Raw genomic sequence first — 25,675 nt, 5'->3', positions numbered from 1 at the left:
CGCCGCGGTGCGGATCGACCCGACTTCCTGCACGCCGGGCCCGAGCGGTTTCTCGACCTTCCTCGACCCGGTGTCGGTGTCCTGGCGCGACCTGGCCGCGTCGATGATGGCCGTGTCCGACAACTCCGCCGCCGACGTCATCCTCGGCGCCGTGGGGCTGGACGCGATCGCCGAAGTGCTCGCCGACCTGGGCCTCGGCCGCACCCGAGTGGTCGGTGGCGTGGCCGACCAGCACGCCTCGCTGGTCCGCGACATGGGTGCCACCACGGCGGCGGAAGCGTTCGACCTGCTCAGCAACAACGACGCCGCGCGCACCGCCAGCGCCTACGACCCCGCGTACGCGAGCGCCACCACACCGCGCGACATGACCCGGCTGCTGGAGCTGATCTGGACCGACGCCGTCGCCTCGCCGCAGCAGTGCGCGTTCATCCGGCGGCTGCTGGGCCAGCAGATCTGGATGCACCGGGTGCGTTCCGGGTTCCCGTTCCGGGGCGTCCAGGTGGCGGGCAAGACCGGCACCATCGGTGCGGTGCGCAACGAGGTGTCGGTGGTGGAGTTCGAGGGCGAGGAGCCGGTCGCGGTGGCGGTGTTCACCCTCGCCGCGCGAGCCGACTCCGCGCTGCCACGGGTCGATACGGCGATCGGGGAGTGCGCCCGGATCGCCGTCGACGACCTGCGCTCCGGACGGCTGTGAGAGATTTTTTCCGGCCAAATCGGGCAGTTGCGACCAGTTGAGCGCTGCGGTCATAGCGAACCGCTATCAACGCGCCGTCGGCTGTGGATTGGCGCGATCGCTCGGGCGCTGCTTGATTGGTCCTCGACCGGGATTCCGGTCGACGGACTGAACGGAGAAGTAGTTGCGGCACAACGAAAGTCGCGTCGGACGACGTGCTGTCCTGGGGGCGTTGCTGGCTGTTCCGGCGCTGGTGGCGTGCGGCACCGTCGAGGGTGCCGCGCCGCCCGCACCAGCCGCTCCCGGCCCCGACCTGAGTGAGCTGGAGCGCCGCTACGACGCCCGCCTGGGCCTGTACGCGGTCAACGTCCGCACCGGTCGGACCCTGGTGAACCGACCCGACGAGCGCTTCGCGCTGTGCTCCACCTTCAAGACCTACGCGGTCGCCGCTGTGCTGCGCGAACACGGCCTGAACAGCGATTTCTACAACAAGGTGATCCGCTACTCGCGGGCCGACCTGGTGAGCTACTCGCCGATCACCGAGCAGCACGTGGACACCGGCATGACGGTGTCCGCGCTCTGCGAGGCGACCATGACCGTCAGCGACAACACGGCGGCGAACCTGCTGCTGCGCGAACTCGGCGGTCCGCAGGCGATCGCGCCGTTCGCGCGCTCGATCGGCGACGCGTCCACCCGCCTGGACCGGTGGGAAGCCGACCTGGGCACCGCGATCCCCGGCGACGAGCGGGACACCTCGACCCCGGCCGGGCTCGCCGCCGGTTACCGGGCTCTGGTGGTCGGAGACGCGCTCGCGGCGCCGGAACGCGACCAGCTGACCCAGTGGCTCATCGCCAACACCACCGGCGCCGAGAAGCTCCGCGCCGGGCTGCCGCCGAACTGGCGCACGGGGGAGAAGACCGGTTCCGGTGACTACGGCACGGCGAACGACGCCGGGGTCACCTGGACCGAGGACGGTGCGCCGATCGTCATCGCCGTGCTGACCACGAGGCCTAGGCCGGACGACGAGGGCAGCAGCGAGCTGATCGCCGAAGCCGGCCGATTGGTCGCCGCCCAGCTACGCTGATTCCCCGCCCCGCCGAACGGTTTTCCCCGGTAGACCGGTCCTCTGTGGAGGATTCCGATGAGGACGGAACCACAGCCGGGCCGGTCCGCGCATCGTTCGAACGGTTGATTCCGCGACCGACCCGCAGGCCGATGCGGGTCGGTGCGGAGCGGAGGACAGTAGGACGCGGACGCAGTGATCGCACGGAAGGAACGGCATCGCGATGAAGAAGCTCTACTGGGCCGCGTTGAGCTACACGGTCCTCGGACTGATCGCGGGGCTGTACTACCGCGAGCTGACCAAGGCCCAGGGTTTCACCGGCGACACCCAGCTGTCGGTGGTGCACACCCACCTGCTCGCGCTGGGCATGCTGTTCTTCCTGGTGGTGCTCGCGCTGGACAAGGCGTTCGGGCTGTCCGGCAACCGCCTGTTCACGCTGTTCTTCTGGTTCTACAACTCCGGCTTGGTGGTCACCGCCGCGATGATGGTGGTGCACGGCACGATGACGGTGTTCGGCGCGGAGAGCTCGGCGGCGATCTCGGGCATCGCGGGGCTCGGCCACATCCTGATCACCCTCGGCGTGATCCACCTGTTCCTCGCGCTGCGCAAGGTGCTGCCGGGCCAGCGGGACGGCGCGGAAGCCGACGCGGCGAAGGTGGGCTAGTCCCGCTTGGCGCGGCTGGGTGCGACGCGCGGTGGTTCGTTGGGCTGCTTCGGGTAGACCGGCGGCCACGGCGCGTCCTGCAACCCGGCGGCCATGTCCCGGGCGGACTGCTCCAGCAGCGGCTCGATCGACTGCGGACGCCGACCGGCCCACGGATCGCCGAGCTCGGCCAGCCGGCCCGGCACCGTGGCGATCGTCAGCGAATCCGGCTCCACTTCGGCCAGTTCGTCCCACGAGATCGGCGTGGACACCTGCCCGCCCACCCGCGGGCGCACGCACCACGCGCCGAAAACGGTCTTGTGCGGGGCGTTCTGGTTGAAGTCGACGAACACCCGCGAACCCCGCTCCTCCTTCCACCACTTGGCGGTGATCAGGTCGGGGTGCCGGCGTTCCAGCTCGCGGGCCAGCGCCACCGCGGCGGCCCGCACCTCGTAGCTGTTCCACCGCGGCAGCAGCGAGGCGTAGATGTGCAGGCCCCGCGAGCCGGAGGTCTTCACCTGCGCGTCGACGCCGAACTCGGCGAGCAGCTGCCGGGTCAGCCGGGCCGTCTCCACCACCTGCGGGAACGTCACGCCGGGGGAGGGGTCGAGGTCGATGCGCAGCTCGTCGGCCACTTCGGGGGTGCCGGCGTGGTACGGCCAGACGTGGAAGCCCAGACACCCGAGGTTCACGGCCCAGGCGATGTGCGCCAGGTCGGCGGCGACCAGCGCGTCGCTGGTGGTCCCGTTCGGCGTGGACACCACGGTCGTCCGCAACCACGGCGGAGCGGACTTGGGCACCCGCTTCTGGAAGAACGACTTGCCGCCCGCCCCGTCGGGATACCGCTCCAGCAGCAGCGGCCGCCCCTGCAAGGTGCTCAGCAGCGGCTCGGCCACGGCCTGGTAGTAGCGGATCAGGTCGAGCTTGGTCTCGCCGCGCTTGCTGAAGAACACCTTGTCCGGGTGCGAAACCGAGACCTCGGTGCCCGCGATCTCCAGCACCACCGAATCGCCCACGACCGACCTCCACCCACCGGCTCCACGGTCACCCTAGAACCGGGCCCCGACGGACGCAGCGGTTTCCGCGGCGCTGATCCGCACTGCAGGGCGTCGGGGCAGCCGTTCTACTGGGGTCGACGCTCGAGGAGATGGGGGTTGTCCGGTGAGCGAGCTGCCCTTTGCCGATCGCACCGATTTCGAGGATGCCGATCGCGGTTTCATCGCCGCGCTGGAACCGGGCGTCGTGCAGGACGAGCGCGGGCGAGCGGTGTGGAACAACGACGCCTACGCCTTCCTGGCGGGCGACTGCCCGGAGACGGTGCACCCGAGCTTGTGGCGCCAGTCCCAGCTGTGCGCGAAGCAGGGCCTCTACGAGGTGGTGCCGGGCATCTACCAGGTCCGCGGGCTGGACCTGTCGAACATGACGTTGGTCGAGGGCGACCGCGGCGTCATCGTGATCGACCCGCTCATCTCCACCGAAACGGCCGCGGCCGCGCTGGCGCTGTACCGGGCGCACCGCGGTGACCGGCCGGTCACCGCGGTGATCTACACGCACTCGCACGTCGATCACTTCGGCGGTGTCGCGGGAGTGGTCTCCGAGCCGGTGCCGATCCTGGCGCCTGCCGGTTTCACCGAGCACGCCGTGTCGGAGAACGTCTACGCGGGCACGGCCATGACGCGCCGCGGCAACTACATGTACGGCATGGTGCTGAAGAAGGGACCGACCGGGCAGGTCGGCACGGGGTTGGGGCAGACGACCTCGGTGGGCACCGTTTCGCTGATCCCGCCCACGGTCGACATCACGCGCACCGGCCAGGAGGAGACGGTCGACGGGGTCCGCATCCGCTTCCAGCTCACACCGGGCACGGAGGCGCCGGCGGAGATGAACTTCCACTTCCCGGAGCACCGAGCGCTGTGCTTGGCCGAGAACGCCACGCACAACATGCACAACGTCCTCACGCTGCGCGGCGCACAGGTCCGCGACGCCCGGAACTGGTCGCGCTACCTCACCGAGGCCCTGGCGCTGTTCGGCTCCGACGCCGAGGTCGCGTTCGCCTCCCACCACTGGCCCACCTGGGGACGCGAACGCATCGCGCAGCACCTGACCGAACAGCGGGACCTCTACGCGTACCTGCACGACCAGACGCTCCGCCTGATCAACCGCGGGTGGACCGGCACCGAGATCGCCGAGCGGTTCGAACTGCCGACCGCGCTGGAATCGGCGTGGCACGCGCGCGGCTACTACGGCTCGGTGAGCCACAACGTCAAAGCGGTCTACCAGCGGTACATGGGCTGGTTCGACGGCAACCCGGCGTCCCTGTGGGAGCACCCGCCGGTGGAGTCGGCCAAGCGCTACGTCGACTGCCTCGGCGGCGTGGACCGGGTCGTCGAGAAGGCCGCGGAGTACGCCTCCGCAGGTGACCTCCGCTTCGCCGCGCAACTCCTCAAGCACGCGGTGTTCGCCGAGCCCGACCACGCCGCCGCGAAGGACCTGCTCGCCGACACCTACCAGCAGCTGGGCTTCGGCGCGGAGAACGGCCCCTGGCGGAACTTCTACCTCACCGGCGCGCAGGAGCTCCGCAACGGCGTCACCCCGAACCCGATCAGCATCTCGGGCGGGATCCTGGCCGCGCTGACCGTCGAGCAGCTGCTGGACTCGGTGGCGATCCGGATCGACGGGCCGCGGGCGGCCGGGACCAGGCTGGTCCTCGACTGGCACGTCACCGACGTCGACGAGCACGTGCGCACCACGCTGTCCAACGGTGCCCTCGTCCAGGAACCGGTCGGCACCGAACCGGCCGATCTCGTCCTCACCCTGACCAAGCCGCAGCTGCTCGCACTGGTCACCGGGCAACGACCGGCCGACGTCGACCAGCAGGGCGACCGCGAAGCCCTCACCGCGCTGCTGGACTTCGCCGACGATCCGGACCCGGACTTCCCGATCGTCACCCCGTGATGTGCTCGACCCGGGCCTGCCGGTAGAGGACCTTCAGCGCGGCCGTGATCGGCAGCGCGATCAGCGCGCCCAGAACACCTGCCAGCGATCCGCCGAGCAGGATCGCCACGAAGGCGGCCAGCGGGCTCAGCTCGACGGTCCGCGCGAAAACCCGCGGCGCGATCAGGTAGTTCTCGACGGCTTGGTAGACGATGAAGAACAGCAACGTGATCACGGCCAGCGGCAGGCTCTGCGACAGCGCCACCAAGATGCCCGCCACCGAAGCCAGCGTCGCCCCGACCTGCGGGATGGCGTCGAGCAGGGCGACCACGACTGCCAGCAGCGCGGGGTAGGGGACGCCCGCGACCAGGAAGAACACGTAGGACACCGCACCGGCGCACAGCGACACCAGCGCCTGGCCGGTCACGTAGCCCCCGACCCGGTTCATGGCGGCGAGGATCGCTTCCGGGCGCCCGGGGTGACTGCCCGCCGCACGCGTCATCGCGCCCTGGAGCCGGGGCATGGCGAGCGAGAAGTAGACCAGCAAGGCCCCGGCCGTGCACGCCGAGAAGATCCCGCCGAGCAGCGACCCGATGGCCGCGAACCCGGCGCCCAGCGCAGTCGCCAGGAACGTGGCGGCCTGCTTGGCGGCCTCCTGGACCTTGCCCTGGACGGCCGGGTCGTGGAGCGTGTCGCGCAACTGGTGCTCGCCCAGGTGCTGGCCCAGCTGCGACAGGAGCTGGGGGAGCTGGGCCAGGAAATGGCCGACCTGGCCCACCGCGGGCACCACTGCGAACAGCACGATGAAGCCCACGAGGAGCACGACGACGAAGATCACCGCGGCGATCGCCAACCCGCGTCGCCAGCGGTGCCGGTGCAACCACGCCACCACCGGCTCCACCCCGAGGGCGAGGAAGAACCCCACGAAGATCAGCACGAGCATGTTGCGCGCGGAGTAGGCCAGCAGGGCCAGCACCACCACCGCGAGGTAGACGCAGGCGATCTGCGCGTGGCGCAGCAGGGACGTGCCCGTGCTGGGATCGGAGTCGGCCATGGCGCACCAGCCTCCTGCTGGGACGAATCCCCAACAGGATCAGGCAGTTCCGGCGAGCCCGCCCGTGGATCGTGGTCAGGCCGCGGTTTCGTGCACGTGCTGCCAGCGCAGGCCGTCCGACGCGCGGCGCAGGACCGCGGTGGTGCGGCGTGCCGTGGCCCGGCCGTCGTGGTGGTGGGTCTCGCGGAAGCGGACGACCGCGAACTCGGCGCTCTCCGCGACCGCGGTGACCTCGTCCACCTCGATCACCAGGCCCGGCGCGGAGTTGTTCGCCCCGGCGAGCGCGGCGAAGAGCTGCTCGCCGGTCAGCACCGCGCCATCGGTGGTGACCAGGGTGAAGTCGTCAGCGTGCGAGTCCCGGAACTCGGCCAGGACCGCGGGGTCGCAGTCCTGGCCGAGCCAGCGCGCCAACACGTGGTGCAGGCGCTCGACTTCCGCGCCGATCACCAGCCGCGTTCCCGCCACTCGGCGAGGTGCGGGCGCTGCTCGCCGAGCGTCGAGTCGTCGCCGTGGCCCGGGTAGAACCAGGTGTCGTCCGGGAGCTCCGCGAAGATGCGGTTCTCCACGTCGTCGATCAGCGACTTGAAGGCGGCCGGCGAGCCGGTCTTGCCCACCCCGCCCGGGAACAGCGAGTCCCCGGTGAACAGGTGCGGGTGGCCGTTCGGGTCGCGGTAGAGCAGCGCGATCGAACCCGGCGTGTGGCCGCGCAGGTGGATCACCGACAGCTGCGAGTCGCCGACCGCGATGGTGTCGCCGTGCTCGACCAGGCGGTCCGGCGGCACCGGCAGCGCATCGGCGTCGTCCGGGTGCGCCAGCGTGAAGCAACCGGTCTGACCGGCCACCGAACCCAGCGCCTGCCAGTGGTCGTGGTGCTGGTGCGTGGTGACGATGGTGCGCAGCCGGGGGCGCTGGTCGTCGTGCCCGAGCAGGTCGGTCAACCGCTCGGAATCGTTGGCGGCGTCGACCAGCAGCGCGTCGCCGGTGTTGCGGCACACCAGCAGGTACGCGTTGTTGTCCATCGGGCCGACCGAGATCTTGGTGATGGTCAGCGCGTCCAGCTCGCGACGAGCCGGCTTCCCACCGTGGTCGACATGTCCCGTGTACTCAGCTTCGAACTCCACGCCCCGAGCTTAGAGCTTGTCCTCGAACTCGGGTTGCGCGGCGGAGCGATCAAGCGCGGGCTCTCTCGGCCGGGACGACCAGGCCGTAGATCACCAGCACCGACAGGGCGATCACCAGCAACGACCACAGCGGGAACGCGGCCAGGAAGGCCAGGTGCCCGATCGCGACCAGCGCGGCGAGCACGACGCCGGTGGTGCGGGCCCACTCCTTCTCGTACAGGCACCCCACCCCGGTGGCCACCTGCAGGACGCCCAGCACCAGCCAGATCACGCCCCACGCGACGAAGTTGAAGACCAGGAGCTGCCCCGCGCCGACGATGTAGTAGTCGGTGCGCAACAGCGCGGTCAGACCGTCGATGATGTTGAAGATCCCGACCAGCAGGATCAGCGAGCCGGCGAACGCCAGCCACCCCGACATCGCGGTCGGCTCCTGAGCGGACGTCATCGCCCACTGCTTCTTCTGCTCAGGCGCCTGCGCTTGCTGCTCGGCCTCGTGCGCTTCGGCGCGTTGCTGCTCCGAACCGGGACCGGTCTGCGGACTGGACATCTCGAGCGCCCCCCTCTGCGAACTCGATGACTTCCACAGCCAGCGTCGCGCGATCGGGCGAAAAGTGCAGCCCGGGCCCGCTGCCCTTCTGCATGCCGGAAGCGGTGTTCCGGGGTCACCGGTCCCGGCGGACCAGGCGCAGTGCGATCAGGGGGAAGACCAGGACGCTGAGCATGCCCGCGCCGACCATGGCCGAAGCCGTGCTGGTCGGCAGCTGACCGGACTCGGTGCCGATCGCGGTGATCACCACGACCAGCGGCAGCGCCGCCGAAGCCAGCAGCGCCAGCGTCCAGCGCGGCCGGACCGGCAGGTCGCGGTGGTGCAGGACCAGCGTCGGCAGCCCGCGGATCACCAGGAACAGCACCAGGAACAGCGGCAGCAGGGCGATCGCGCTCGGCGTGGCCAGCAGCGCGTCCAGGTCGTAGCGCATCCCGCTGACCACGAAGAAGAACGGGATGAACAGGCCGAAGCCGATCGCCTCGATCTTGCTCTCCACCACCGCGCCCTCCTCCGGATCACCGGCGTCGAAGAACAGGCGCACCACCAGCCCCGCGACGAACGCGCCGAGCAGCACGTCCAGCCCGAGGGTCCCGGCGAGCCAGAGCATGAACACCACGACGACCATGCACAGCCGCACCGCGAACTGGACGCTGGTGCCGAGCGTGGTGCGGACCAGCCGGCTGATCCGCCCGTCCCGGCGGTTCGCCGCGGCCCACAGCAGCCGCGCCGCCACCACGCCGAAGGCCAGCAGGAACAGGACGGTGCGCGCCGGGCTCTGGTCGTTGACCACCAGCGCCACCGCGATGATCGGCCCGAACTCGCCCGCCGCACCCGCGGCCAGCACCCGCGCGCCCAGGGGAGTGGGCAGCAGCCCGGCGTCGCGGACCATCGGCAGCGTGGTGCCCAGCGCGGTGGTGGTCAACGCCAGACCGATGATCAGCGACGCGAACGTCCACCCGTGCACCAGCGCGCCGAAGCCCAGGCCCAGCACCAGCGAGATCAGCCAGCCGACGCCCGCCAGCCGGATCGGCTTGCCGCGCACGTCTTCGATCTTGAGCTCGTAGCCGGCCAGGAACATCAGCATCGCCAGGCCGAAGTCGGCGACGAACCCCATCACCTCGCCCTCGCCGGCCCAGCCGAGCACCTGCGGTCCGATGAGGATGCCGAGCAGGATCTCCAGCACCACCGAGGGAATCGCGATCCACCGCTTGACCCGGTCGGTGATCAGCGGCGCGACCGCGGTGGCGGCGACGACGACGGCGAAGCTCGACAGCATCGTGTGCGGCATCGGACCTCCACCGGATCAACCACTCGGGCCGCCCGGCAACCTAAGCCGCCCCTCCCACCACCGCTGATCAACTCACCCTGACGAGTGAAGATCGGTGTTCCGGGAACCGCAGTTTCAATTGAAACTGCACATCTCACCCACGGCGGATCACAGTTTCAATTGAAACTGCGGACCCGCGCGGACACAGCACCGGCGTGTCGGACCCCGACATGCCGGGACTTGGGGACAGGTTCTGGGGCGTGTGGAGAACTTCCGCAAGTTCAATGGAAATCGGACGTCTGATTTCCATTGAATTTGCGGCGCGGTACGTCGCGAGGGTTAGCGCCAGTCGGGGAGGTCCGGGGCCGTTCCCTGGAGGTCTTGGGCGTCGGTTCGGCCCAGGAGCCAGCCCAGCATCGGGCCGGGTTCGCCGCGGACGCGGCTCGGCGGGGCCGTGGTGCCGCGCAGGTCCCAGGTGCGCTGGTGGTCTCCGAAGTCGACCTCCACCGCCAGCGCCGGGACGTCCGGGCGGCCGCCGAACTGCTGGACCGCGTCCTCCAGCAGCTGTTCGACGTCGGGCCGCGGGATGTCGGCGAAGTCCACGTCGTGGTCGAGGTCGACCAGGTGCACCCACACCTCCATCAGCCGGAGCCGCAGCACGTGGTGGGCGGGGATCGGGTCGCCGACGGGGTAGGCGATCTCGGCGGTCCAGGCGTGGTCCGGCATCTCCTGGACCGCGCTGGCGAAGCGGTCGCAGGACGCCGCCAGGTCCTCGAACAGCAGCTGGTGGCTGTGCTGGGAGCCTTCGGCGATGGCCTGGTCGCGGTCGTCGCGGCTGGCGTACATCGCGTGCTCGATGCCGGTGCGCGCCCAGATCATCAGGTTGACCAGCCCGTCGGCGTTGCGCGCCAGGTGGGCGATCACGTGCGCCCGGCTCCATCGGGGCAGCAGGCTGGGCTGCCGCACGGACACCTCGTCCAGATCACCGACCGTGCGCAGCAGCCGTTGGGTGGCGCGGTCCACCGCGGACAGTTGGGCGGCGACCTCGCTGGTCACCTGCGCGGCGGTTCCGAGGGCGATGTCAGCCATGCTCCACCTCGCGGAAGGGTGACGGGGCGCGCACGGAGCGCGATGTGGACACCGAGCCTAATTGCGCAGGCCACAAGGGCAACAGTGCCCATTCCGGGGGAATTTGCGTATCGTCGGTGACGGCGGCGGCCAACCGCTTCGGATGTCACACCTTGGGGTGATGGTCAGGGGTCGCGCCCAGTGCGGGGCGCAGCCGGTCCGGGACTGTCGGTGGCCCCGAATAGCATGGACGACGCGACGTCGCGACCTGCCGATGGCCGGGTTCTCGCGGCCCGGCCCGCAGCGGCGCGCGTCGACCTCAACGCCAGAACTTCCGAAGGGATCACTGTGGCTGACCGCCTCGTCGTCCGCGGCGCCCGTGAGCACAACCTGCGCGGGATCGACCTCGATCTGCCCCGGGACAGCCTGATCGTGTTCACCGGGCTCTCCGGGTCCGGCAAGTCGAGCTTGGCCTTCGACACCATCTTCGCCGAGGGGCAGCGCCGCTACGTCGAGTCGCTGTCCGCCTACGCCAGGCAGTTCCTCGGGCAGATGGACAAGCCCGACGTGGACTTCATCGAAGGCCTGTCCCCGGCGGTGTCGATCGACCAGAAGTCCACCAGCCGCAACCCGCGGTCCACGGTGGGCACCATCACCGAGGTCTACGACTACCTGCGCCTGCTGTACGCGCGGGCAGGCAAACCGCACTGCCCGACCTGCGGTGAAGCGATCAGCAAGCAGACCCCGCAGCAGATCGTCGATCAGGTGCTGGAGATGCCCGAGCGGGCCAAGTTCCAGGTGCTGGCGCCGGTGGTGCGCGGCCGCAAGGGCGAGTACGTCGACCTCTTCGAGCAGCTGCAGTCGCAGGGCTACGCCCGCGCCCGCGTCGACGGCGTGGTGCACCCGCTGGACGCGCCGCCGAAGCTGAAGAAGCAGGAGAAGCACGACATCGCGGTGGTCGTGGACCGGCTCACCGTGAAGGCCGGCGCCAAGCAGCGGCTGACCGACTCGGTGGAGACCGCGCTGCGGCTGGCCGACGGCCTGGTGCTGGTCGAGTTCATCGACCTCGACGAGGACGACCCGAACCGGGAGCGCAAGTTCTCCGAGAACCTGGCCTGCCCGAACGGTCACCCGCTGGGCGTCGACGAGCTGGAGCCGCGCTCCTTCTCCTTCAACTCGCCCTACGGCGCCTGCCCGGAGTGCGCGGGCCTCGGCATCCGCAAGGAGGTCGACCCCGAGCTGGTGGTGCCCGACGAGGACCTGTCGCTGGCCGACGGCGCGATCGCGCCCTGGGCGGGTGGGCACACCGCCGAGTACTTCACCCGGCTGCTCACCTCGCTGTCGGAGTCGATCGGCTTCCGGATGGACGCCCCGTGGCGGCAGCTGTCCACCAAGGTCAAGAAGGCCGTGCTGCACGGCTCGAACGACCAGGTGCACGTCCGCTACAAGAACCGCTACGGGCGCACCCGCTCCTACTACGCCAACTACGAGGGCGTCATCCCGTTCCTGGAGCGGCGGCTGGAGCAGACCGAGTCCGACTACGCCCGCGAGAAGTACGAGGGCTACATGCGGGACGTGCCGTGCCCGGCTTGCGACGGCACCCGGCTCAAGCCCGAGATCCTGGCCGTGACCATGGAGAACACCGACCTCGGTGAGCTGTCGATCGCCGAGGTCAGCGCGCTGAGCGTGCAGGAGTGCGCGACGTTCCTCAACGGCCTGGTGCTCGGCCCGCGCGAGCAGATGATCGCCGGCGCGGTGCTCAAGGAGGTGCAGGCGCGGCTGGGCTTCCTGCTCGACGTCGGCCTGACCTACCTGTCGCTGGACCGCGCGGCCGGGACGCTCTCCGGCGGTGAGGCCCAGCGCATCCGGCTGGCCACCCAGATCGGGTCGGGCCTGGTCGGCGTGCTCTACGTGCTGGACGAGCCGTCGATCGGCCTGCACCAGCGCGACAACCACCGGCTGCTGGAGACGCTGAGCCGGCTGCGGGACCTGGGCAACACGCTGATCGTCGTCGAGCACGACGAGGACACCGTGCGCAGCGCGGACTGGGTGGTCGACATCGGCCCCGGCGCCGGTGAGCACGGCGGCCAGGTCGTGCACAGCGGCCCGTACAAGAAGCTGCTGTCCAACAAGAAGTCGCTGACCGGCGACTACCTGTCCCGGCGGCGGCAGATCCCGGTGCCGGAGCTGCGCCGGGTCCCGGACCGCAAGCGCCAGCTGACCGTGGTCGGCGCGCGCGAGCACAACCTGCGCAAGATCGACGTGTCGTTCCCGCTGGGCTGCCTGACCGCGGTCACCGGCGTGTCCGGCTCGGGCAAGTCCACGCTGGTCAACGACATCCTCGCGTCGGTGCTGGCGAACAAGCTCAACGGCGCCCGGCAGGTGCCCGGCAGGCACACCAGGGTCAAGGGCCTGGAGCACGTGGACAAGCTGGTGCAGGTCGACCAGTCGCCGATCGGCCGCACCCCGCGGTCCAACCCGGCCACCTACACCGGTGTGTTCGACCACATCCGCAAGCTGTTCGCGGCGACCACCGAGGCGAAGGTGCGCGGCTACCAGCCGGGCCGGTTCTCCTTCAACATCAAGGGCGGTCGCTGCGAGTCCTGCGCGGGCGACGGCACGTTGAAGATCGAGATGAACTTCCTGCCCGACGTCTACGTCCCGTGCGAGGTGTGCAAGGGCGCCCGGTACAACCGGGAGACCTTGGAGGTGCACTACAAGGGCAAGACGATCTCCGAGGTCCTCGACATGCCGATCGAGGAGGCCGCGGCGTTCTTCGAGCCGATCAACGCCATCCACCGCCACCTCAAGACGCTGGTGGACGTCGGTCTGGGCTACGTGCGGCTGGGCCAGCCCGCCCCGACGTTGTCCGGTGGTGAGGCGCAGCGCGTGAAGCTGGCCAGCGAGCTGCAGAAGCGCTCGACCGGCAAGACGGTCTACATCCTCGACGAGCCGACCACCGGCTTGCACTTCGAGGACATCCGCAAGCTGCTCGGCGTGATCAACGGCCTGGTGGACAAGGGCAACACGGTGATCGTGATCGAGCACAACCTCGACGTGATCAAGACCGCGGACTGGGTGCTCGACATGGGGCCGGAAGGCGGCTCCGGCGGCGGCATGCTCGTGGCCGAAGGCACGCCGGAAGACCTCGCCGAGGTGGAGGAGAGCCACACCGGACAGTTCCTCGCCCCGGTGCTCGCCGAGGGCTGAAAGCACTGATCCGAGGAGTGAGAACGGGACGGGGCCTGCATGTGCCGCAGGCCCCGTTTTGTAACCTTTGCGCCACGGGAACCGTTTGTCCGGTCCCGGGTCGGACAAGCTGTGCCGACCGAACGGAGCGGTGATCTTTGGCGGGCGCATCCACCCGATGTGCGCGGGAACGCCGATGCTCCGCATCAACCCTGCGGAAAGGTTCTACGTGGAAGCGCTCAACGACGCGATCGTCGCGCTGAACGACACGTTCTGGCTGTACCTGATCATCCCGGTGCTGGCCGTGCTCAGCCTGTACTTCACGGTCCGCTCCGGCGCGGTGCAGATCCGGATGATCCCGGAGATGGTCCGCGCGATGGTCGGCAAGGCCGAGACCGCGGAGGACGGCAAGAAGGCGATCTCGTCGTTCCAGGCGTTCGCGATCTCCGCGGCCGCCCGGATCGGCACCGGCAACATCGCCGGTGTGGCGACCGCCATCGCGCTGGGCGGGCCCGGCGCGGTGTTCTGGATGTGGGTGATGGGTCTCGTCGTCGGTGCGGCGAGCTTCGTCGAGTCCACCCTGGCCCAGCTGTACAAGGTGCGCGACAAGGCCGGTTTCCGCGGCGGTCCGGCCTACTACATGCTGCACGGCCTGCGCGCCCGCTGGATGGGCGTGCTCTTCGCGGTGGTCATCACGATCACCTTCGGCTTCGTGTTCAACGCGGTGCAGAGCAACACCATCGTCGGCGCGATCATGACCTCGGTGGAGGCGACCGGCGCGACCGGGATGGGCTGGCTGCAGCCGGTGCTCGGCCTGGCCCTGGTGGCGCTGACCGCGGCGGTCATCTTCGGCGGGGTGCGCCGCATCGCGCACGTCGCGCAGCTGCTGGTGCCGTTCATGGCCGGGCTGTACATGATCCTCGGCCTGGTCATCGTGGTGCTCAACATCGACGCGCTGCCCGGTGTGCTCGGCCAGATCTTCGCCAACGCCTTCGGTTTCCAGGAGATCGCCGCCGGTGGGCTGGGCGCTGCGATCGTGCAGGGCGTGCGGCGCGGCATGTTCTCCAACGAGGCCGGTCTGGGTTCGGCCCCGAACGCCGGCGCCACCGCGTCGGTGAGCCACCCGGTCAAGCAGGGCCTGGTGCAGACCCTCGGCGTTTACGTCGACACCCTGCTGGTGTGCTCCACCACGGCGTTCATCGTGCTGCTGTCCAACCCGACCTACGGTGAGAACCGCGGCCCGACGATGACCCAGGAGGCCCTGCAGTTCAACCTGGGCAACTGGTCGCTGCACCTGCTGACGCTGATCATCCTGCTGGTCGCGTTCACCTCGGTGCTGGGCAACTACTTCTACGGCGAGTCCAACGTCGGCTTCCTGACGCAGAACCGCGCGGTGCTGACCGGCTACCGCTGGATCGTGCTGGTGGTGACCTTCCTGGGCGCGATCGGTTCCTCGGACCTGGTGTGGAACCTGGCGGACACCACGATGGGCGTCATGGCGCTGGTGAACCTGGCGGCGATCGCCCCGCTGAGCGCGATCGCGTTCAAGCTCCTCCGCGACTACAACGAGCAGCGCAAGCAGGGCCTGGACCCGGTCTTCACCCGGGACCGCCTGCCGGAGCTGACCGGCGTGGAGTGCTGGGAGCCCAAGGCCACCGAGCCGGAGAAGACCACGGCCGGCTGAGGTCTGTCCGAGCTGCGGGCGGTGCGGTCCGAAACGGGTCGCACCGCCCGCAGTGTCGTTTCAGCAGCGGCCTTCTCCGCGCGTCCACAGGACTTCGGGTTGGCTCATGCCCGTTTTCATGCGCATGATCGAGATCTTCTTGTCCACCGGGACCTGCTGGGAATCCGGGCCGTAGCAGATGTTCCCTGCCGTTCCGGGAACCACGCGCCCGGGTCCGTTGATCTCGGCGATGCCGCGCCAGACGGACAGCCCGTTGAGGGGGAGTTGTTCCGCGCCGTCGGGGAGCAGCGATTCGCCGATGACGTTGGTGATCGCGTTCTGCAGCACGCGGAGCGCGTCGAAGGCCAGCATCGCGCGGCCTTCGATGTCGTCGCTCTCCTTGTTGACGACCTCCCCGTAGAACGAGGTGTACTCGAGGCTCAGGTAGACGTCCTTCTTCAGCTCCTTGTCGAGCATGAACTTGGTGATGTCGTCCCCGGCGATCAGCCGGGGCAGCGGTGCGTTGATCTTGTTGCAGTGCCAGCGGACCGAATCCAGGAATCCGCCGAGCTTGCTGGCCCGCCCGGAGAAGAACGCGACCTCCTGCGGGCCGCAGCTGATCCTGGTGTCGTCGAAGCTGGGATTCGCGACCATCCGCTCCGGTGGCAGCGCGAACTGCCCGCGCAGGTCGTCGGCCAGGTTCTCGCTGTAGAGGTCGCCCGTCGAGTAGTAGACCTTGGGCTTCGCACCCGGCCCGAGGTAGTCGCGGACGAACTGGGCCTGCTGCGCGTTGTTCGGCCCGACCTGGTGGTAGAGCTTGCTCACCTGCGGGAAGGCGTCGGCCGAGGTCGTCGTGCCCACCATGGGCAGTCCGGCGGCTCCCAGCACCCGGATGGCGTTCTCGGTGCCCTGCCAGCTGCCGCCGAGACCGACCACGCCGACCACCGGGGCCGCTGAATCCGCACGTCGCTGGGCCAGCGCCACGATGTGCTCGGCGACCGCCCCGGCGTGCTTCATCTCGCCCCCGCCGTTGGCCAGCACGATCCGGATCAGCGGGCCGCCGCGCAGGTCCGACATCCGCTGCGCGTGCAGGATTCCCTTGAGCTCTTCGAAAACCCCGTTGAGGGTCGCGGAGTTGGGATCGGAATCCGTCAGCGTGCTGAAGTAGACCACCGTCACGTAGGGGCGCGACTTGTTCCGCTCGTGCTGGGTGTCGATCCAGGCGTTCTGGTCCTCGACCGTCCGCTGCAAGCCGACCAGGCCCTGCAGGAAGTCGGCTTCCTCCGCGTTCCTGCCCTTGATGTCGGAGAACTGGAAGGTTCCGTCGGAGACGCCGACGCATTCGTTGTCCTCAGCCCACAGTTCCAGGCCGTTCCAGGGGAGCAGCTGTCCGCACGGCCCGACGTACTGCTTGACGTAGGCACCGGTTCCGACGAGCAGCAGCGCCACCAGCGCGATCGCCGGGACGCGGCGCACCAGCCGGGAGCGCTTGAGCGGCAGGTCCGCCTGGCCCAGCGACAGCGTGGATTCGTCGTCGGTGCTGCCGGGTTCGTCGGCGACCTGCACCGGGACGTACCAGGCGGTGGGGGAGCGGCGGCGGCGCGCGTTCTGCAGCTTCTCCGGCCACTGCTCGAGGGTCACCGCTTCGCTCGGCGATTCCTCCGGCAGGGCGGCCGTTCCCGCGCCGACGACCAGCAGCGGGTCGCGCGAGCCGGTCTCGTTGCGGACGTCGTTGATCAGGCGCACCAGCAGCTTGCCGGTGCTCTCGTCGCGCAGGTTGCGCAGCAGCAGGACCGGGTAGCAGTCCTTCGGCACCCACTTCCAGCGCCACAGCCGCCGCTTGTAGGAGTCGGCGAGGTCGGCCAGGAACGCGTGCACCAGCAGTTTCCGGACCTGCTCGGCGTTCTCGAAGCGGGAGGGCGTGGCGATCAGGCGCTGCGCGAAGCTGGGGAAGTCGGCCGATTCGCCGGGGGACAGGTAGGGCTGCCGCATGAACCAGCGCGCGACGCGGCCCGCCCGCATCCACCACGCGTAGTAGACCGGGAAGAACACCAGCGACAGCAGGTGCAGGTACCAGGGCAGGTTCTGCGCGGCCAGCTCCCAGCCCTGCGACTCCAGCTGCTCTTCCTGCTGGGTGCGCCGCGGGCGGCGGCTGCTGAGGTATTCGCGCAGCAGGTGGCGGACGTCGGAGTGCGGTGCGCGGGCCAGGTTCGTCTGCGGCAGGTTCTTCTTGAGCAGCCAGCTCAGCAGCGCGTAGCGGCGGAAGCGCAGCCGGCCGATGCGCGGCCACGAGTCGGCGTCGCGCAGGCCCAGCGCCGCGCGGTCGAGCAGCTTGCGGATCTGGACGGACTTCTGCCGCTGGGTCTCGGCCGGGTCGGCGCCGACGTCGAGCACCACGTGCGGGACGACGGAGCCCAGGTGGTCGGAGAGCTGGTCGACCAGCGCGCCCGGGTTCTTCTCGCGCAGCAGGTGGACGATCGGCTGGTCCGGGATCGTCTCCAGCCGCTTGCGCCTGATCCACCGCCAGCCGAGGCGCTGCGGCAGCTGAGCGACCGGAACCCCTTGTCCCGCGGTCGCTTCCGTCATGAGCACCCCCAGTGGTCAGCTGATCATCAGAAGTGACACTACAGATGACGTGTGACGGGAGGCACTGGTTTCGCGGATCTGCGGGAACGCGCGCTCAGCGCGGCTTCGTGCCTGGTTCGTTACCTCGGGTCGTTACGTTCTGCCGCATGGGTCAGAACGAGTTCTCGGTGTCCAGCAGCGTGGTCGTGAACGCTCCCGCGGAGGCGGTTTTCGCGGTGTTGGCCGATCCGCGCAAGCACGCGGTCATCGACGGTTCCGGCACCGTGCAGGGGGAGATGAGCGGACCGGAGCGGTTGGTGCTGGGGTCGAAGTTCGGGATGCGGATGCGCAGGGGCATCGGCTACCGGATCACCAACACGGTCGTGGAGTACGAGGAGAACCGGCGGATCGCGTGGCGGCACGTGCTGCCCGGTCGCTGGCGGTACGAGCTGGAGCCGGCGGGCGAGTCGGCGACCAAGGTCACCGAGACCTACGACTACGCGGCGATGCTGCCGAAGCTGATCGCGCGGACCGGCTTGCCGAAGCAGAACCTCCGGTCCATCGAAGCCACCCTCCAGCGCCTCAAGTCCCACCTGGAGGACTGACCGCCGCAGGTATCAGCGGGGCCTGCCGGGCACCCCGGGGCGGGTCTGCCAGGGGTGCGGGCCGCCCAGGGGGCGGTACTCGACGCCGAGGGCGTCCAGGCGGGGCAGGTGGTGGTCGACGAGCCTGCGCTGGAAGTCGGCGAGGTCGTGCTGCTGGCTCCAGGCCACTTCGGCGAAGGCCGACAGGCGGGGGAACGCCGCGTAGTCCAGGCGGCGCGGGGTGTCCAGGTGCTCGGTCCACACCTGCGCTTGGACGCCGAGCGCGCCCGGCAGCGGTTGGTAGCCGTAGACCTTCTCCAGCGTCGTCAGGAAGCCCACCGGGATCGGTTCGTCGGGGTGGTCGGCCTGGCGGTGGTCGAAGTAGAGGTGGTCCTCCGGGCACAGGACGACGTCGTGGCCGCGTTCGGCGGCGCGCACCGCCGCCTGCTCGTCGCGCCAGGCGGCGATGATGGTGCCCGCCGGCAGCGGGTCCACCGAGTCCAGCAGTTCGTCCCAGCCGGAGGCGCGGCGGCCGCGTGCGTGGACGTGCTCGATGAGCTCGCGCAGGAAGGTGCCGTGCTGCGGGGTGATGCCGGGGACCTCGTCGCCGCCGACGCAGATCACCGGGGACGGGAACACGTCCATCAGGTGGTCGAGGACCGCGCGGTAGAAGTCGGTGGTCGCGGGGTCGGTGTTGAGGATGTCGCTGCTGACGCCCCACGAGTCCCACACCTCGGGGCGCTGGCCGGTGCCCAGTTCCGGGTAGGCGGCGATGGCGGCCTGGCTGTGGCCGGGCACGTCGACCTCCGGGACGACGGTGATGTGGTGGCGGGCCGCGTGGGCGACGATCTCGCGCAGGTCGTCGGAGGTGTAGAAACCGCCGTGCGGCCGGGAGTCGAACTCCGGTTCCGGGCCGCGGCCGACCATCGAGCGCGCCCGCCAGGCGCCGACCCGGGTCAGCTCCGGGTAGCGCGGCACCTCGAACCGCCAGCCCTGGTCGTCGGTCAGGTGCAGGTGCAGCACGTTGAGCTTGTGCACGGCCAGCAGCTCGACGAACCGCAGCACTTCCCGCTTGGGCAGGAAGTGGCGCGCCACGTCGAGGTGGCAGCCGCGCCAGGCGAACCGCGGCCGGTCCTCGACCTCCCCGCACGGCAGCACGAACCGCCCGTAGTGGATCAGCGCCGACCGGTACGCCGACGGATCCAGCAGCTGCCGCAGGGTTTGCGCGGCGTGGTGCGCGCCGGCCACGTCGTGCGCGACGACCTCGACGCCGTCCGGGCGGATCTGCGCGTGGTAGCCGCCGGGGACCGATCGGCGCCCGTCGACGCGGAATTCGATCGTCGGGCGCTCGTCGTCGGCGAACCGCAGCCCGGTGCCCGCCCCGACGTGGCGGCGGAACCAGTCGGCCGTGGTGGGTTCGCCGCCGACCGTGGTGTTCTGGTCCAGCTCCAGCACCCCGGCCGCCGGGCTGACCCGCAGCGGGCGCGGCAGCAGCGAGTCCCAGCTCATCCCTTCACCGCCCCGGCCAGGCCGGACACCAGCTTCCGCTGCACCAGCACGAAGAAGACGAGCACCGGGATCGTCATCAACGTCGAACCGGCCATGATCGCACCCCAATCGTTGCCCTCGGGTTTGAAGAAGACCAGGATCGCCATCGGCAACGTCTGGTTCTCGGTGGCCGAGATGATGAACGTCTTGGCGAACAGGAAGTCGTTCCAGGCGTGGATGAACGACAGCACGCTGGTGGCCACCAAACCCGGTGCCACCAGCGGGAAGAGCACCTGCCACACGAACCGGCCGCGGCTGGCGCCGTCGAGGGTGGCCGCCTCCTCCAGCTCGGCGGGGACCGCGGCGACGAACCCGCGCAGCATCCAGATCGCCAGCGGCAGGCTGAACGCGAGGTGCACCAGCACCAGCGAGCCCAGGTGGTTGAGGCCGAACGCCGGTGCCACGCCGCCGACCTCGCGCATCAGGAAGAACAGCGGGATGGTCAGCGCCTCCACCGGGACCATCTGGGCCACCAGGATCATCAGCAGCAGCACGGTGCGACCGCGGAACCGGAAGCGGGTCAGCGCGACCGCCGCCAGGAACGACATGAGCAGCGACAGCAGCACCACTGCCGCGGCCACCAGCAGGCTGTTCGCGAAGTAGCCGCCGAGACCGTCCACTGTGAACACCCGGCGGAACCCGTCCAGGGTGGGGGCGAAGGTCCACGGGCGGGGATCGGCGGACAGCAGCTCGCCCTCCGGCTTGAACGCCGAGAGCACCATCCAGTACAGCGGGAACGCCACCGCGACGGCGATCAGCACCGCCACCGCGTCGGCGATCCGGCGCGGCATCCGCTTGCGCGAGGAAGTCATGCGATCGCCCCGTCCTTGCGCTGGGCCCGCAGGTAGGCCAGCGTGATCAGCACGAGCAGCACGGTCATCACCACGCCGATGGCCGAGCCGAGCCCGTAGTTCGAACCGGCGAACGCCTCCTGGTACGCGTAGACGTTGAGCACCATGTTCTGCCCGGCCACGCCGCCCCCGTTGGTCATCACGTAGATCTGGGTGAAGATCTTGAAGTCCCAGATGATCGACTGGATGGTGGCGATCACCAGCACCGGTTTGAGCATCGGCAGCAGCACGCTGCGCGCGGTCCGCCACGTCGACGCGCCGTCCAGCGCCGCGGCCTCCACCACCTCGCCGGGAATCCCGCTGAGCCCGGCGTAGGTGGTGACCAGCACGAACGGGAACGAGCACCAGATCACCTCGGCGGCCACCAAGCCGAAGGCCACGAACCGGTCGTAGGTCCAGGAGAACCCGGCCGCGCCGTCCACGCCGATCCCGGTGAGCACCTCGTTGACCAGCCCGAAGTCCTGGTCGAACAGGAACAGCCACACCGTCGAACCGGCCATCGCCGGGGTCGCCCAGGCGCCGATCGCGGCCAGGAACAGCAGCAGCCGCGGCAGCGGGCTGATCCTGGTGGCCAGCACCGCCAGCGCGATGCCGACCGCCAGGCTGCCCACCACGCACACCGCGGCGAACAGGCAGGTCTGGGCCAGGATCGTCCAGAACTCCGCATCGCCCAGCAGCGCCAGGTAGTTGCCTGCGCCGAGGAACTCCAGCGCGGCACCGCCGGAGGCCTGCGCCTGCCCGTACTCGTAGAGGGAGATCTGCACCAGCTGGTAGAGCGGGTAGCCCATCATCACGGCCAGCAGCAGCCCGGCCGGTGCGAGGTAGAGCAGTGCGGCCATCAGCGGCCTTCGAACGCGGAGTTCATCTGCTCGGCCGCGCCGGAGGTGGCCTCCTCGACGCTGGTGCCGGTGATGACCTGCTGCACCATCGTGGGCAGCACGCCCTGCGCGTCGATCTTCGACCAGCCGTCGGTGGTGGGCACGAACCGGGTTCCGGCTTGCAGGGTCTGCACGAACGGTGCCACGGCGGGGTCGCCGGCGGCGAGTTCCTGCTGCACGTCGGTGAAGGTGGGCAGGTTGCCCATCGCGTCGTACATCTTGCGCTGGTACTCCTTGCCCGCCAGCAGCTGCACGAACTCCTTGGCCAGCGTGGCGCGCTTGGAGGACTTCAGCACGCCCAGCATGTTCCCGCCGGCGAAGGCCGGGGCGATGGATCCGTCGGTCTTGCCGGGCAGCGGGACCACCGCGTACTTGCCGCCTGCCGCACCGGCTTCCACCGCGGCGCGGTTGAAGTCGCCGCCGATGGTCATCGCGGCCTTGCCGGAGGCGAAGGCCTGCACTGCCTGGCTGCCGGTCATGTCCGCGCACTGCTCGCGCGGGCACGCGCCGCCGCTGATCAGCGACGAGTAGGTGGCCACGCCCTCGCGGGCGGCGGGATGGTCCACAGTGGACTTCCAGGTGCCGCCGTCCTGGCGGGCGATGTCGCCGCCCGCGGCCCAGATGAACGGCATCAGCGCGTAGTGGTACTTGCCGCCGACGGAGATGCCGTAGAGGTCGGGGCGGGCTTCGCGGATCCGCTGCGCGGTGTCGACCAGTTCCGCGGTGGTGCGCGGGGGTTTCAGGCCGAGCTCGTCGAAGACGTCGGTGCGGTAGTACAGCGCGCGGATGCCGGTGTACCAGGGCACGCCGTAGACCTTGCCGTCGACCTTCGCGGTCTCCAGCACCGATTCGTCCAGGTCGGCGGCCTCCGGCCACTGGCCGAGCTGGTCGGTCAGGTCGGCGAGACCGCCTGCGGCGACGTAACCGGCCACGTCGGTGTTGCCGTACTCGGCGACGTCCGGGGCGCTGGCCGGATCGTTGAACGCGCCGGTGAACCGCTCCGAGCGGGTGTCCACCGGGATGTACTGCACGTCGACCTGGACGCCCTGGTGCTCGGCCTCGAAGCGGGCCACCGCTTCGTCCACAGTGGTCTGCTTGGGTCCGCGGGTGGCCTCGTCGAACAGCCAGACCCGCAGCGTGCCGGTGCTTTCGTCCTCAGCGGGTCCGTCCTGCTGCACCTGCGGTGGTCCGCAGGCTGTGAGCAAGGCACCGATGGCGGTGACGGTGATGGCTTTCCAGGCACGCATGGCAGTCTCCGTTGCACTGTCCGCAATTCCCGTTTTGCGCTGAGCAATCGGATGCTATGGATCACAACCGGGAAAGGCAAGGTCTGAACCAATTTTCGCGGTTGGGATGATGCGAGGCCGGGAAAAGTGGTGAATTCCCAGAGGTTTTCGTCCTGATGATCACTGGGAGGATTGGTGGGCCGCGGCCGATCCGCGATTCGTCCGAACCCCAGGGAGCGCGCATGATCGCCGGGTTGCTCACTGCCGTCCTCACCGCAACGCTGGTGCAACCGCTGCCACCCAGCCCAGCTCAGCCCGAAGAACCCGACCTGGCCGCCACGTGGACCGCGCCGCTGCACACCGAGGGGCGCTACATCGTCGACGCCGGTGGTTCCCGCTTCAAGCTGAAATCCGGGAACTGGCACGGGGCCAGCGGAACCTACGACGGCAGCGGCGATGTCGACGACCCGGCCAACCACCACGCCGGCGAGAACAGCAACGGCATCCCGCTGGGCCTGGACCGGGCGCCGATCGGCGAAATCCTCGACAGCTTCGCCGAACTCGGTCTCAACAGCATCCGGTTGCCGTTCGCCAACGACATGATCCGCGACGAGTCGACCGTGCCGGACCAGGCGGTCGCGGCGAACCCGCAGCTGCGCGGCAAGACCCGGCTGCAGGTCTACGACGCGGCGGTTTCCGCGCTCACCGACCGCGGATTCGCGGTGATCCTGAACAACCACACCAACACCACCCGCTGGTGCTGCGGGGTCGACGGCAACGAGCGCTGGAACAGCAGTCAGAGCGACCAGCAGTGGGAGGACGACTGGGCGTTCATGGCCGGCCGCTACCGGGACAACCCGCGCGTGGTCGGCGCCGACCTGTACAACGAGGTGCGGCGCGACGTGTTCGACGACCCGAACTGGGGGCTGGGCGACGCGCACGACTGGTTCGCCGCCTCGCAGCGCGCCGGGGACCGGATCCTCAACGAGGCCAACCCGAACCTGCTGATCATCATCGAGGGGATCAACTGGGTCGGCATCCCGGTGGACGGCTTCCCGCACGGCCGGCCGACGCTGGAACCGGTCCGGACGTTGTCGCACACGTTGGCAAAACCGGGAAAGCTGGTGTACTCGGCGCACTTCTACGGCTACACCGGCCCGAACCACTCCGGTGCGACCGGCACGGGGGAGACCAGCGACCCGCGCTACCAGGACCTGTCCCGCGACGAGCTGCACGACGTGCTGCAGCGCCAGGCGTTCTTCGTGACCGAGGACGGTCAGCCCTACACCGCCCCGCTGTGGATCAGTGAGTTCGGCGTGGGTGGCCGCGACGAGCAGGACCCCAAGGTCCGGGCGTGGTTCGAGAACTTCGTGGACTTCCTCGTCGCCAACGACACCGACTTCGCCTACTGGCCGCTGGTCGGCTGGCACGAGAACCGCCAGGGCAACGGCTGGGCCCTGGCGCACTGGGACAGCGCGGGCAACCGCATGTTCCTCGACGACGGCGACGACTGGCGGGCCGACGCCTGGCACCGCCTGGTCAACGCCTCAAGCCGGGACTTCGAGGTCGGCGGGTAGCAACTGCTCGGTGAGCACCCGGCGCACCCGCGCGTCGCGGTCGGGAGCGGCCAGCCACCGGTCGAGCAGCCGCCAACCGTGGAAGTAGCCCCACACGTAGCAGGACATGCCCCCGGCCCGGAGCAAGGTCAGGACCGCACCGGCGTCAGCATCCGAGATCAGCGCCCACCTGGTGAGGTAGGCGCTGATCTCGGCGTCCGGACGGCCTTCATCGGCGAGGAGCGCAGCATTGCCCCAGGCTCCGAACAGGATGTTCTGCGCGCGGTGGATCGCAGCGAAATCGGAGCCGTCCGGCGCGATCCCCCGCTCGGCGAGGACGTTCTCGGTCAGCCACGTCTGGGCTTGGCCGCTGGGGAAGGCGATGTCCTGCGCGTGCAACCCGAGCCCCTCGCTGATCACGAACGATGGCGAGAGCATGAACCGCACCTGCTGGTCCGCGAAGCCGAGCTCGTCGACCAGCCGGAGCTCCTTGAGCATCGATTCGGCGATGTGCCCGGGGTGCCCCTCGTGGGCGACGACGTAGAGCAGGTCGGCCAGGTTGAACGGCAGGTCGGCGTTGATGTGGATCGTCGAGCGCAGATCCCCCTCGTAGGCCCCGGCGGCCCGGAAGTTCACGCCGGTGGCCAACTCGCACTTGGTCACCTCGCCCTCGGGCAGGGCCACGATCTCGTCCGTGCGCCTGCGGGTCTCGGCGACTGCGCGGTCGACGAGGGCCGGCAGCTGGTCCACCTGGGCCGGTGGCAGCGCGTAGGACGCCTGCCAGGACTGCAGCCGCTCCAGCAGCGACCCGGTGCCCTGCGGCAAAGCGCGGTCCAGCAAGTCGTGCGCCTCGTCGAAGACCTCCGTCGGCAGCATTCGCACTGGCACGCCCAAGCATTCGCTGGCATGCGCCGACAGCGGCAGCTGCTCGCCGGCCAGTCGCCGGGCGACCGCTCGCATGGCCCGCACCTGGGCAGCCAGGTAGCGAGCGCGCTCGGCGGGAAACGGCGAGGTGTCCAGCAGCGCTTCGGCGTCTTCGACCAGCTGCCGCGCCGCCGTCGGCTCTTCGCCCGCCACCTGGTCCCGCCATGGCGGTGGCCCGCTGTAGATCACCACGGTCCCCGTCGCGCTGCCCGTCACCAACTTGTCGATGCGCAGCGCCAGAAGCGCGTACTGGCGCAGCCATTCGTCCGGTGTCATCGAATCCTCCTCGTGGCGCTCCGCCTAACTCCGGTCGAAGCTAGC

The 25,675-nt window shown here is 69.7% G+C and carries 21 protein-coding genes; 8 read left to right on the top strand and 13 right to left on the bottom strand.

The window, feature by feature from the left end; translation table 11 throughout:
* The 3 genes from OU415_RS27420 to OU415_RS27410 all read left to right on the top strand — a co-directional run.
* Window positions 1–694, top strand: a 694-nt coding sequence (locus OU415_RS27420; RefSeq protein ID WP_270952165.1) for a serine hydrolase, incomplete at its 5' end; no start/stop codon positions are given.
* A gap of 163 nt (window positions 695–857) precedes the next feature.
* Window positions 858–1,757: a class A beta-lactamase gene (gene bla, locus OU415_RS27415; RefSeq protein WP_270952164.1), complete on the top strand. Its 900-nt coding sequence runs from the start codon at window positions 858–860 to the stop codon at window positions 1,755–1,757.
* A 202-nt stretch (window positions 1,758–1,959) separates the two neighbouring features.
* Window positions 1,960–2,400, top strand: coding sequence for a DUF2871 domain-containing protein (locus OU415_RS27410; protein ID WP_270952163.1), 441 nt, complete (start codon window positions 1,960–1,962; stop codon window positions 2,398–2,400).
* Here OU415_RS27410 and ligD read toward each other — a convergent pair.
* On the bottom strand, window positions 2,397–3,395 hold the full coding sequence (gene ligD / locus OU415_RS27405; protein WP_270952162.1) for a non-homologous end-joining DNA ligase: 999 nt from the start codon (window positions 3,393–3,395) through the stop codon (window positions 2,397–2,399). The two genes, OU415_RS27410 and ligD, sit on opposite strands and share 4 nt — an antisense overlap.
* Before the next feature lie 145 nt (window positions 3,396–3,540).
* Here ligD and OU415_RS27400 point away from each other — a divergent pair, with 145 nt between their 5' ends.
* Entirely contained in the window at window positions 3,541–5,334 is a 1,794-nt protein-coding gene (locus OU415_RS27400; protein ID WP_270952161.1) for an alkyl/aryl-sulfatase, read from the top strand.
* On the opposite strand, the gene OU415_RS27395 is transcribed toward OU415_RS27400, so the two are convergent.
* The 6 genes from OU415_RS27395 to OU415_RS27370 form a co-directional block, all read right to left on the bottom strand.
* Window positions 5,324–6,367, bottom strand: coding sequence for an AI-2E family transporter (locus OU415_RS27395; protein ID WP_270952160.1), 1,044 nt, complete (start codon window positions 6,365–6,367; stop codon window positions 5,324–5,326). The genes OU415_RS27400 and OU415_RS27395 overlap by 11 nt on opposite strands.
* 75 nt (window positions 6,368–6,442) lie before the next feature.
* Entirely contained in the window at window positions 6,443–6,814 is a 372-nt protein-coding gene (locus OU415_RS27390; protein ID WP_270952159.1) for a DUF4440 domain-containing protein, read from the bottom strand.
* Window positions 6,811–7,488, bottom strand: a complete 678-nt coding sequence (locus tag OU415_RS27385; RefSeq protein ID WP_270952158.1) for an MBL fold metallo-hydrolase — start codon at window positions 7,486–7,488, stop codon at window positions 6,811–6,813. The genes OU415_RS27390 and OU415_RS27385 overlap by 4 nt, the downstream gene beginning before the upstream one ends.
* Before the next feature lie 49 nt (window positions 7,489–7,537).
* Window positions 7,538–8,035 carry a DUF7144 family membrane protein gene (locus OU415_RS27380; protein WP_270952157.1) on the bottom strand — a complete coding sequence of 166 codons (498 nt, stop codon included), beginning with the start codon at window positions 8,033–8,035 and terminating at the stop codon, window positions 7,538–7,540.
* A 115-nt stretch (window positions 8,036–8,150) separates the two neighbouring features.
* Window positions 8,151–9,323: a cation:proton antiporter gene (locus tag OU415_RS27375; protein WP_270952156.1), complete on the bottom strand. Its 1,173-nt coding sequence runs from the start codon at window positions 9,321–9,323 to the stop codon at window positions 8,151–8,153.
* A gap of 318 nt (window positions 9,324–9,641) precedes the next feature.
* Entirely contained in the window at window positions 9,642–10,391 is a 750-nt protein-coding gene (locus tag OU415_RS27370) for a maleylpyruvate isomerase N-terminal domain-containing protein (protein ID WP_270952155.1), read from the bottom strand.
* Window positions 10,392–10,718: 327 nt separating this feature from the next.
* Here OU415_RS27370 and uvrA point away from each other — a divergent pair, with 327 nt between their 5' ends.
* Both uvrA and OU415_RS27360 read left to right on the top strand, forming a co-directional pair.
* A complete protein-coding gene (gene uvrA / locus OU415_RS27365; RefSeq protein WP_270952154.1) occupies window positions 10,719–13,580 on the top strand; it encodes an excinuclease ABC subunit UvrA in 2,862 nt (953 codons plus the stop codon).
* Window positions 13,581–13,755: 175 nt separating this feature from the next.
* A complete protein-coding gene (locus tag OU415_RS27360) occupies window positions 13,756–15,243 on the top strand; it encodes an alanine/glycine:cation symporter family protein (protein WP_270952153.1) in 1,488 nt (495 codons plus the stop codon).
* Window positions 15,244–15,303: 60 nt separating this feature from the next.
* Here OU415_RS27360 and OU415_RS27355 read toward each other — a convergent pair whose 3' ends face one another.
* Complete coding sequence (locus tag OU415_RS27355) at window positions 15,304–17,808, bottom strand: type 1 periplasmic-binding domain-containing protein (protein ID WP_270952152.1); 2,505 nt, start codon at window positions 17,806–17,808, stop codon at window positions 15,304–15,306.
* Window positions 17,809–17,954: 146 nt separating this feature from the next.
* Between OU415_RS27355 and OU415_RS27350 the strand changes: the two genes are divergently transcribed.
* Window positions 17,955–18,392: an SRPBCC family protein gene (locus OU415_RS27350; RefSeq protein WP_270952151.1), complete on the top strand. Its 438-nt coding sequence runs from the start codon at window positions 17,955–17,957 to the stop codon at window positions 18,390–18,392.
* 12 nt (window positions 18,393–18,404) lie between these two features.
* Here OU415_RS27350 and OU415_RS27345 read toward each other — a convergent pair whose 3' ends face one another.
* From OU415_RS27345 to OU415_RS27330, 4 genes are read right to left on the bottom strand one after another with little or no spacing between them, the layout of a single operon-like run.
* Window positions 18,405–19,880, bottom strand: coding sequence for a beta-N-acetylhexosaminidase (locus OU415_RS27345; RefSeq protein WP_270952150.1), 1,476 nt, complete (start codon window positions 19,878–19,880; stop codon window positions 18,405–18,407).
* Window positions 19,877–20,731: a carbohydrate ABC transporter permease gene (locus OU415_RS27340; RefSeq protein WP_270952149.1), complete on the bottom strand. Its 855-nt coding sequence runs from the start codon at window positions 20,729–20,731 to the stop codon at window positions 19,877–19,879. Before OU415_RS27340 ends, OU415_RS27345 begins: the two co-directional genes overlap by 4 nt.
* Complete coding sequence (locus OU415_RS27335; protein WP_270952148.1) at window positions 20,728–21,609, bottom strand: carbohydrate ABC transporter permease; 882 nt, start codon at window positions 21,607–21,609, stop codon at window positions 20,728–20,730. The genes OU415_RS27340 and OU415_RS27335 overlap by 4 nt, the downstream gene beginning before the upstream one ends.
* Window positions 21,609–22,895 carry an extracellular solute-binding protein gene (locus OU415_RS27330; protein ID WP_270952147.1) on the bottom strand — a complete coding sequence of 429 codons (1,287 nt, stop codon included), beginning with the start codon at window positions 22,893–22,895 and terminating at the stop codon, window positions 21,609–21,611. Before OU415_RS27330 ends, OU415_RS27335 begins: the two co-directional genes overlap by 1 nt.
* 221 nt (window positions 22,896–23,116) lie before the next feature.
* On the opposite strand from OU415_RS27330, the gene OU415_RS27325 reads away from it, so the two are divergent.
* The gene (locus OU415_RS27325; protein ID WP_333778807.1) at window positions 23,117–24,451 is read left to right on the top strand and encodes a glycoside hydrolase family 5 protein; all 1,335 of its coding nucleotides are present in this window, start codon (window positions 23,117–23,119) and stop codon (window positions 24,449–24,451) included.
* On the opposite strand, the gene OU415_RS27320 is transcribed toward OU415_RS27325, so the two are convergent.
* Entirely contained in the window at window positions 24,422–25,630 is a 1,209-nt protein-coding gene (locus OU415_RS27320; RefSeq protein ID WP_270952146.1) for a hypothetical protein, read from the bottom strand. The two genes, OU415_RS27325 and OU415_RS27320, sit on opposite strands and share 30 nt — an antisense overlap.
* Window positions 25,631–25,675 lie beyond the last annotated feature (45 nt).

Origin of the sequence: Saccharopolyspora oryzae (assembly GCF_027853915.1) — a bacterium.
Taxonomy (GTDB): Bacteria; Actinomycetota; Actinomycetes; order Mycobacteriales; family Pseudonocardiaceae; genus Saccharopolyspora; species Saccharopolyspora oryzae.
Note: the sequence above shows the minus strand (reverse complement) of the source record. Positions and strands in the feature narration are given on the sequence as shown.

Bases quoted from the DNA above. Each gene is read 5' to 3' on its own strand.
- OU415_RS27410 (WP_270952163.1), top strand. From the start codon at position 1,960: ATGAAGAAGCTCTACTGGGCCGCGTTGAGCTACACGGTCCTCGGACTG.
- OU415_RS27395 (WP_270952160.1), bottom strand. From the start codon at position 6,367: ATGGCCGACTCCGATCCCAGCACGGGCACGTCCCTGCTGCGCCACGCG.
- OU415_RS27380 (WP_270952157.1), bottom strand. From the start codon at position 8,035: ATGTCCAGTCCGCAGACCGGTCCCGGTTCGGAGCAGCAACGCGCCGAA.
- OU415_RS27375 (WP_270952156.1), bottom strand. From the start codon at position 9,323: ATGCCGCACACGATGCTGTCGAGCTTCGCCGTCGTCGTCGCCGCCACC.
- OU415_RS27370 (WP_270952155.1), bottom strand. From the start codon at position 10,391: ATGGCTGACATCGCCCTCGGAACCGCCGCGCAGGTGACCAGCGAGGTC.
- OU415_RS27360 (WP_270952153.1), top strand. From the start codon at position 13,756: ATGCTCCGCATCAACCCTGCGGAAAGGTTCTACGTGGAAGCGCTCAAC.
- OU415_RS27355 (WP_270952152.1), bottom strand. From the start codon at position 17,808: ATGACGGAAGCGACCGCGGGACAAGGGGTTCCGGTCGCTCAGCTGCCG.
- OU415_RS27350 (WP_270952151.1), top strand. From the start codon at position 17,955: ATGGGTCAGAACGAGTTCTCGGTGTCCAGCAGCGTGGTCGTGAACGCT.
- OU415_RS27345 (WP_270952150.1), bottom strand. From the start codon at position 19,880: ATGAGCTGGGACTCGCTGCTGCCGCGCCCGCTGCGGGTCAGCCCGGCG.
- OU415_RS27340 (WP_270952149.1), bottom strand. From the start codon at position 20,731: ATGACTTCCTCGCGCAAGCGGATGCCGCGCCGGATCGCCGACGCGGTG.
- OU415_RS27335 (WP_270952148.1), bottom strand. From the start codon at position 21,609: ATGGCCGCACTGCTCTACCTCGCACCGGCCGGGCTGCTGCTGGCCGTG.
- OU415_RS27330 (WP_270952147.1), bottom strand. From the start codon at position 22,895: ATGCGTGCCTGGAAAGCCATCACCGTCACCGCCATCGGTGCCTTGCTC.
- OU415_RS27325 (WP_333778807.1), top strand. From the start codon at position 23,117: ATGATCGCCGGGTTGCTCACTGCCGTCCTCACCGCAACGCTGGTGCAA.
- OU415_RS27320 (WP_270952146.1), bottom strand. From the start codon at position 25,630: ATGACACCGGACGAATGGCTGCGCCAGTACGCGCTTCTGGCGCTGCGC.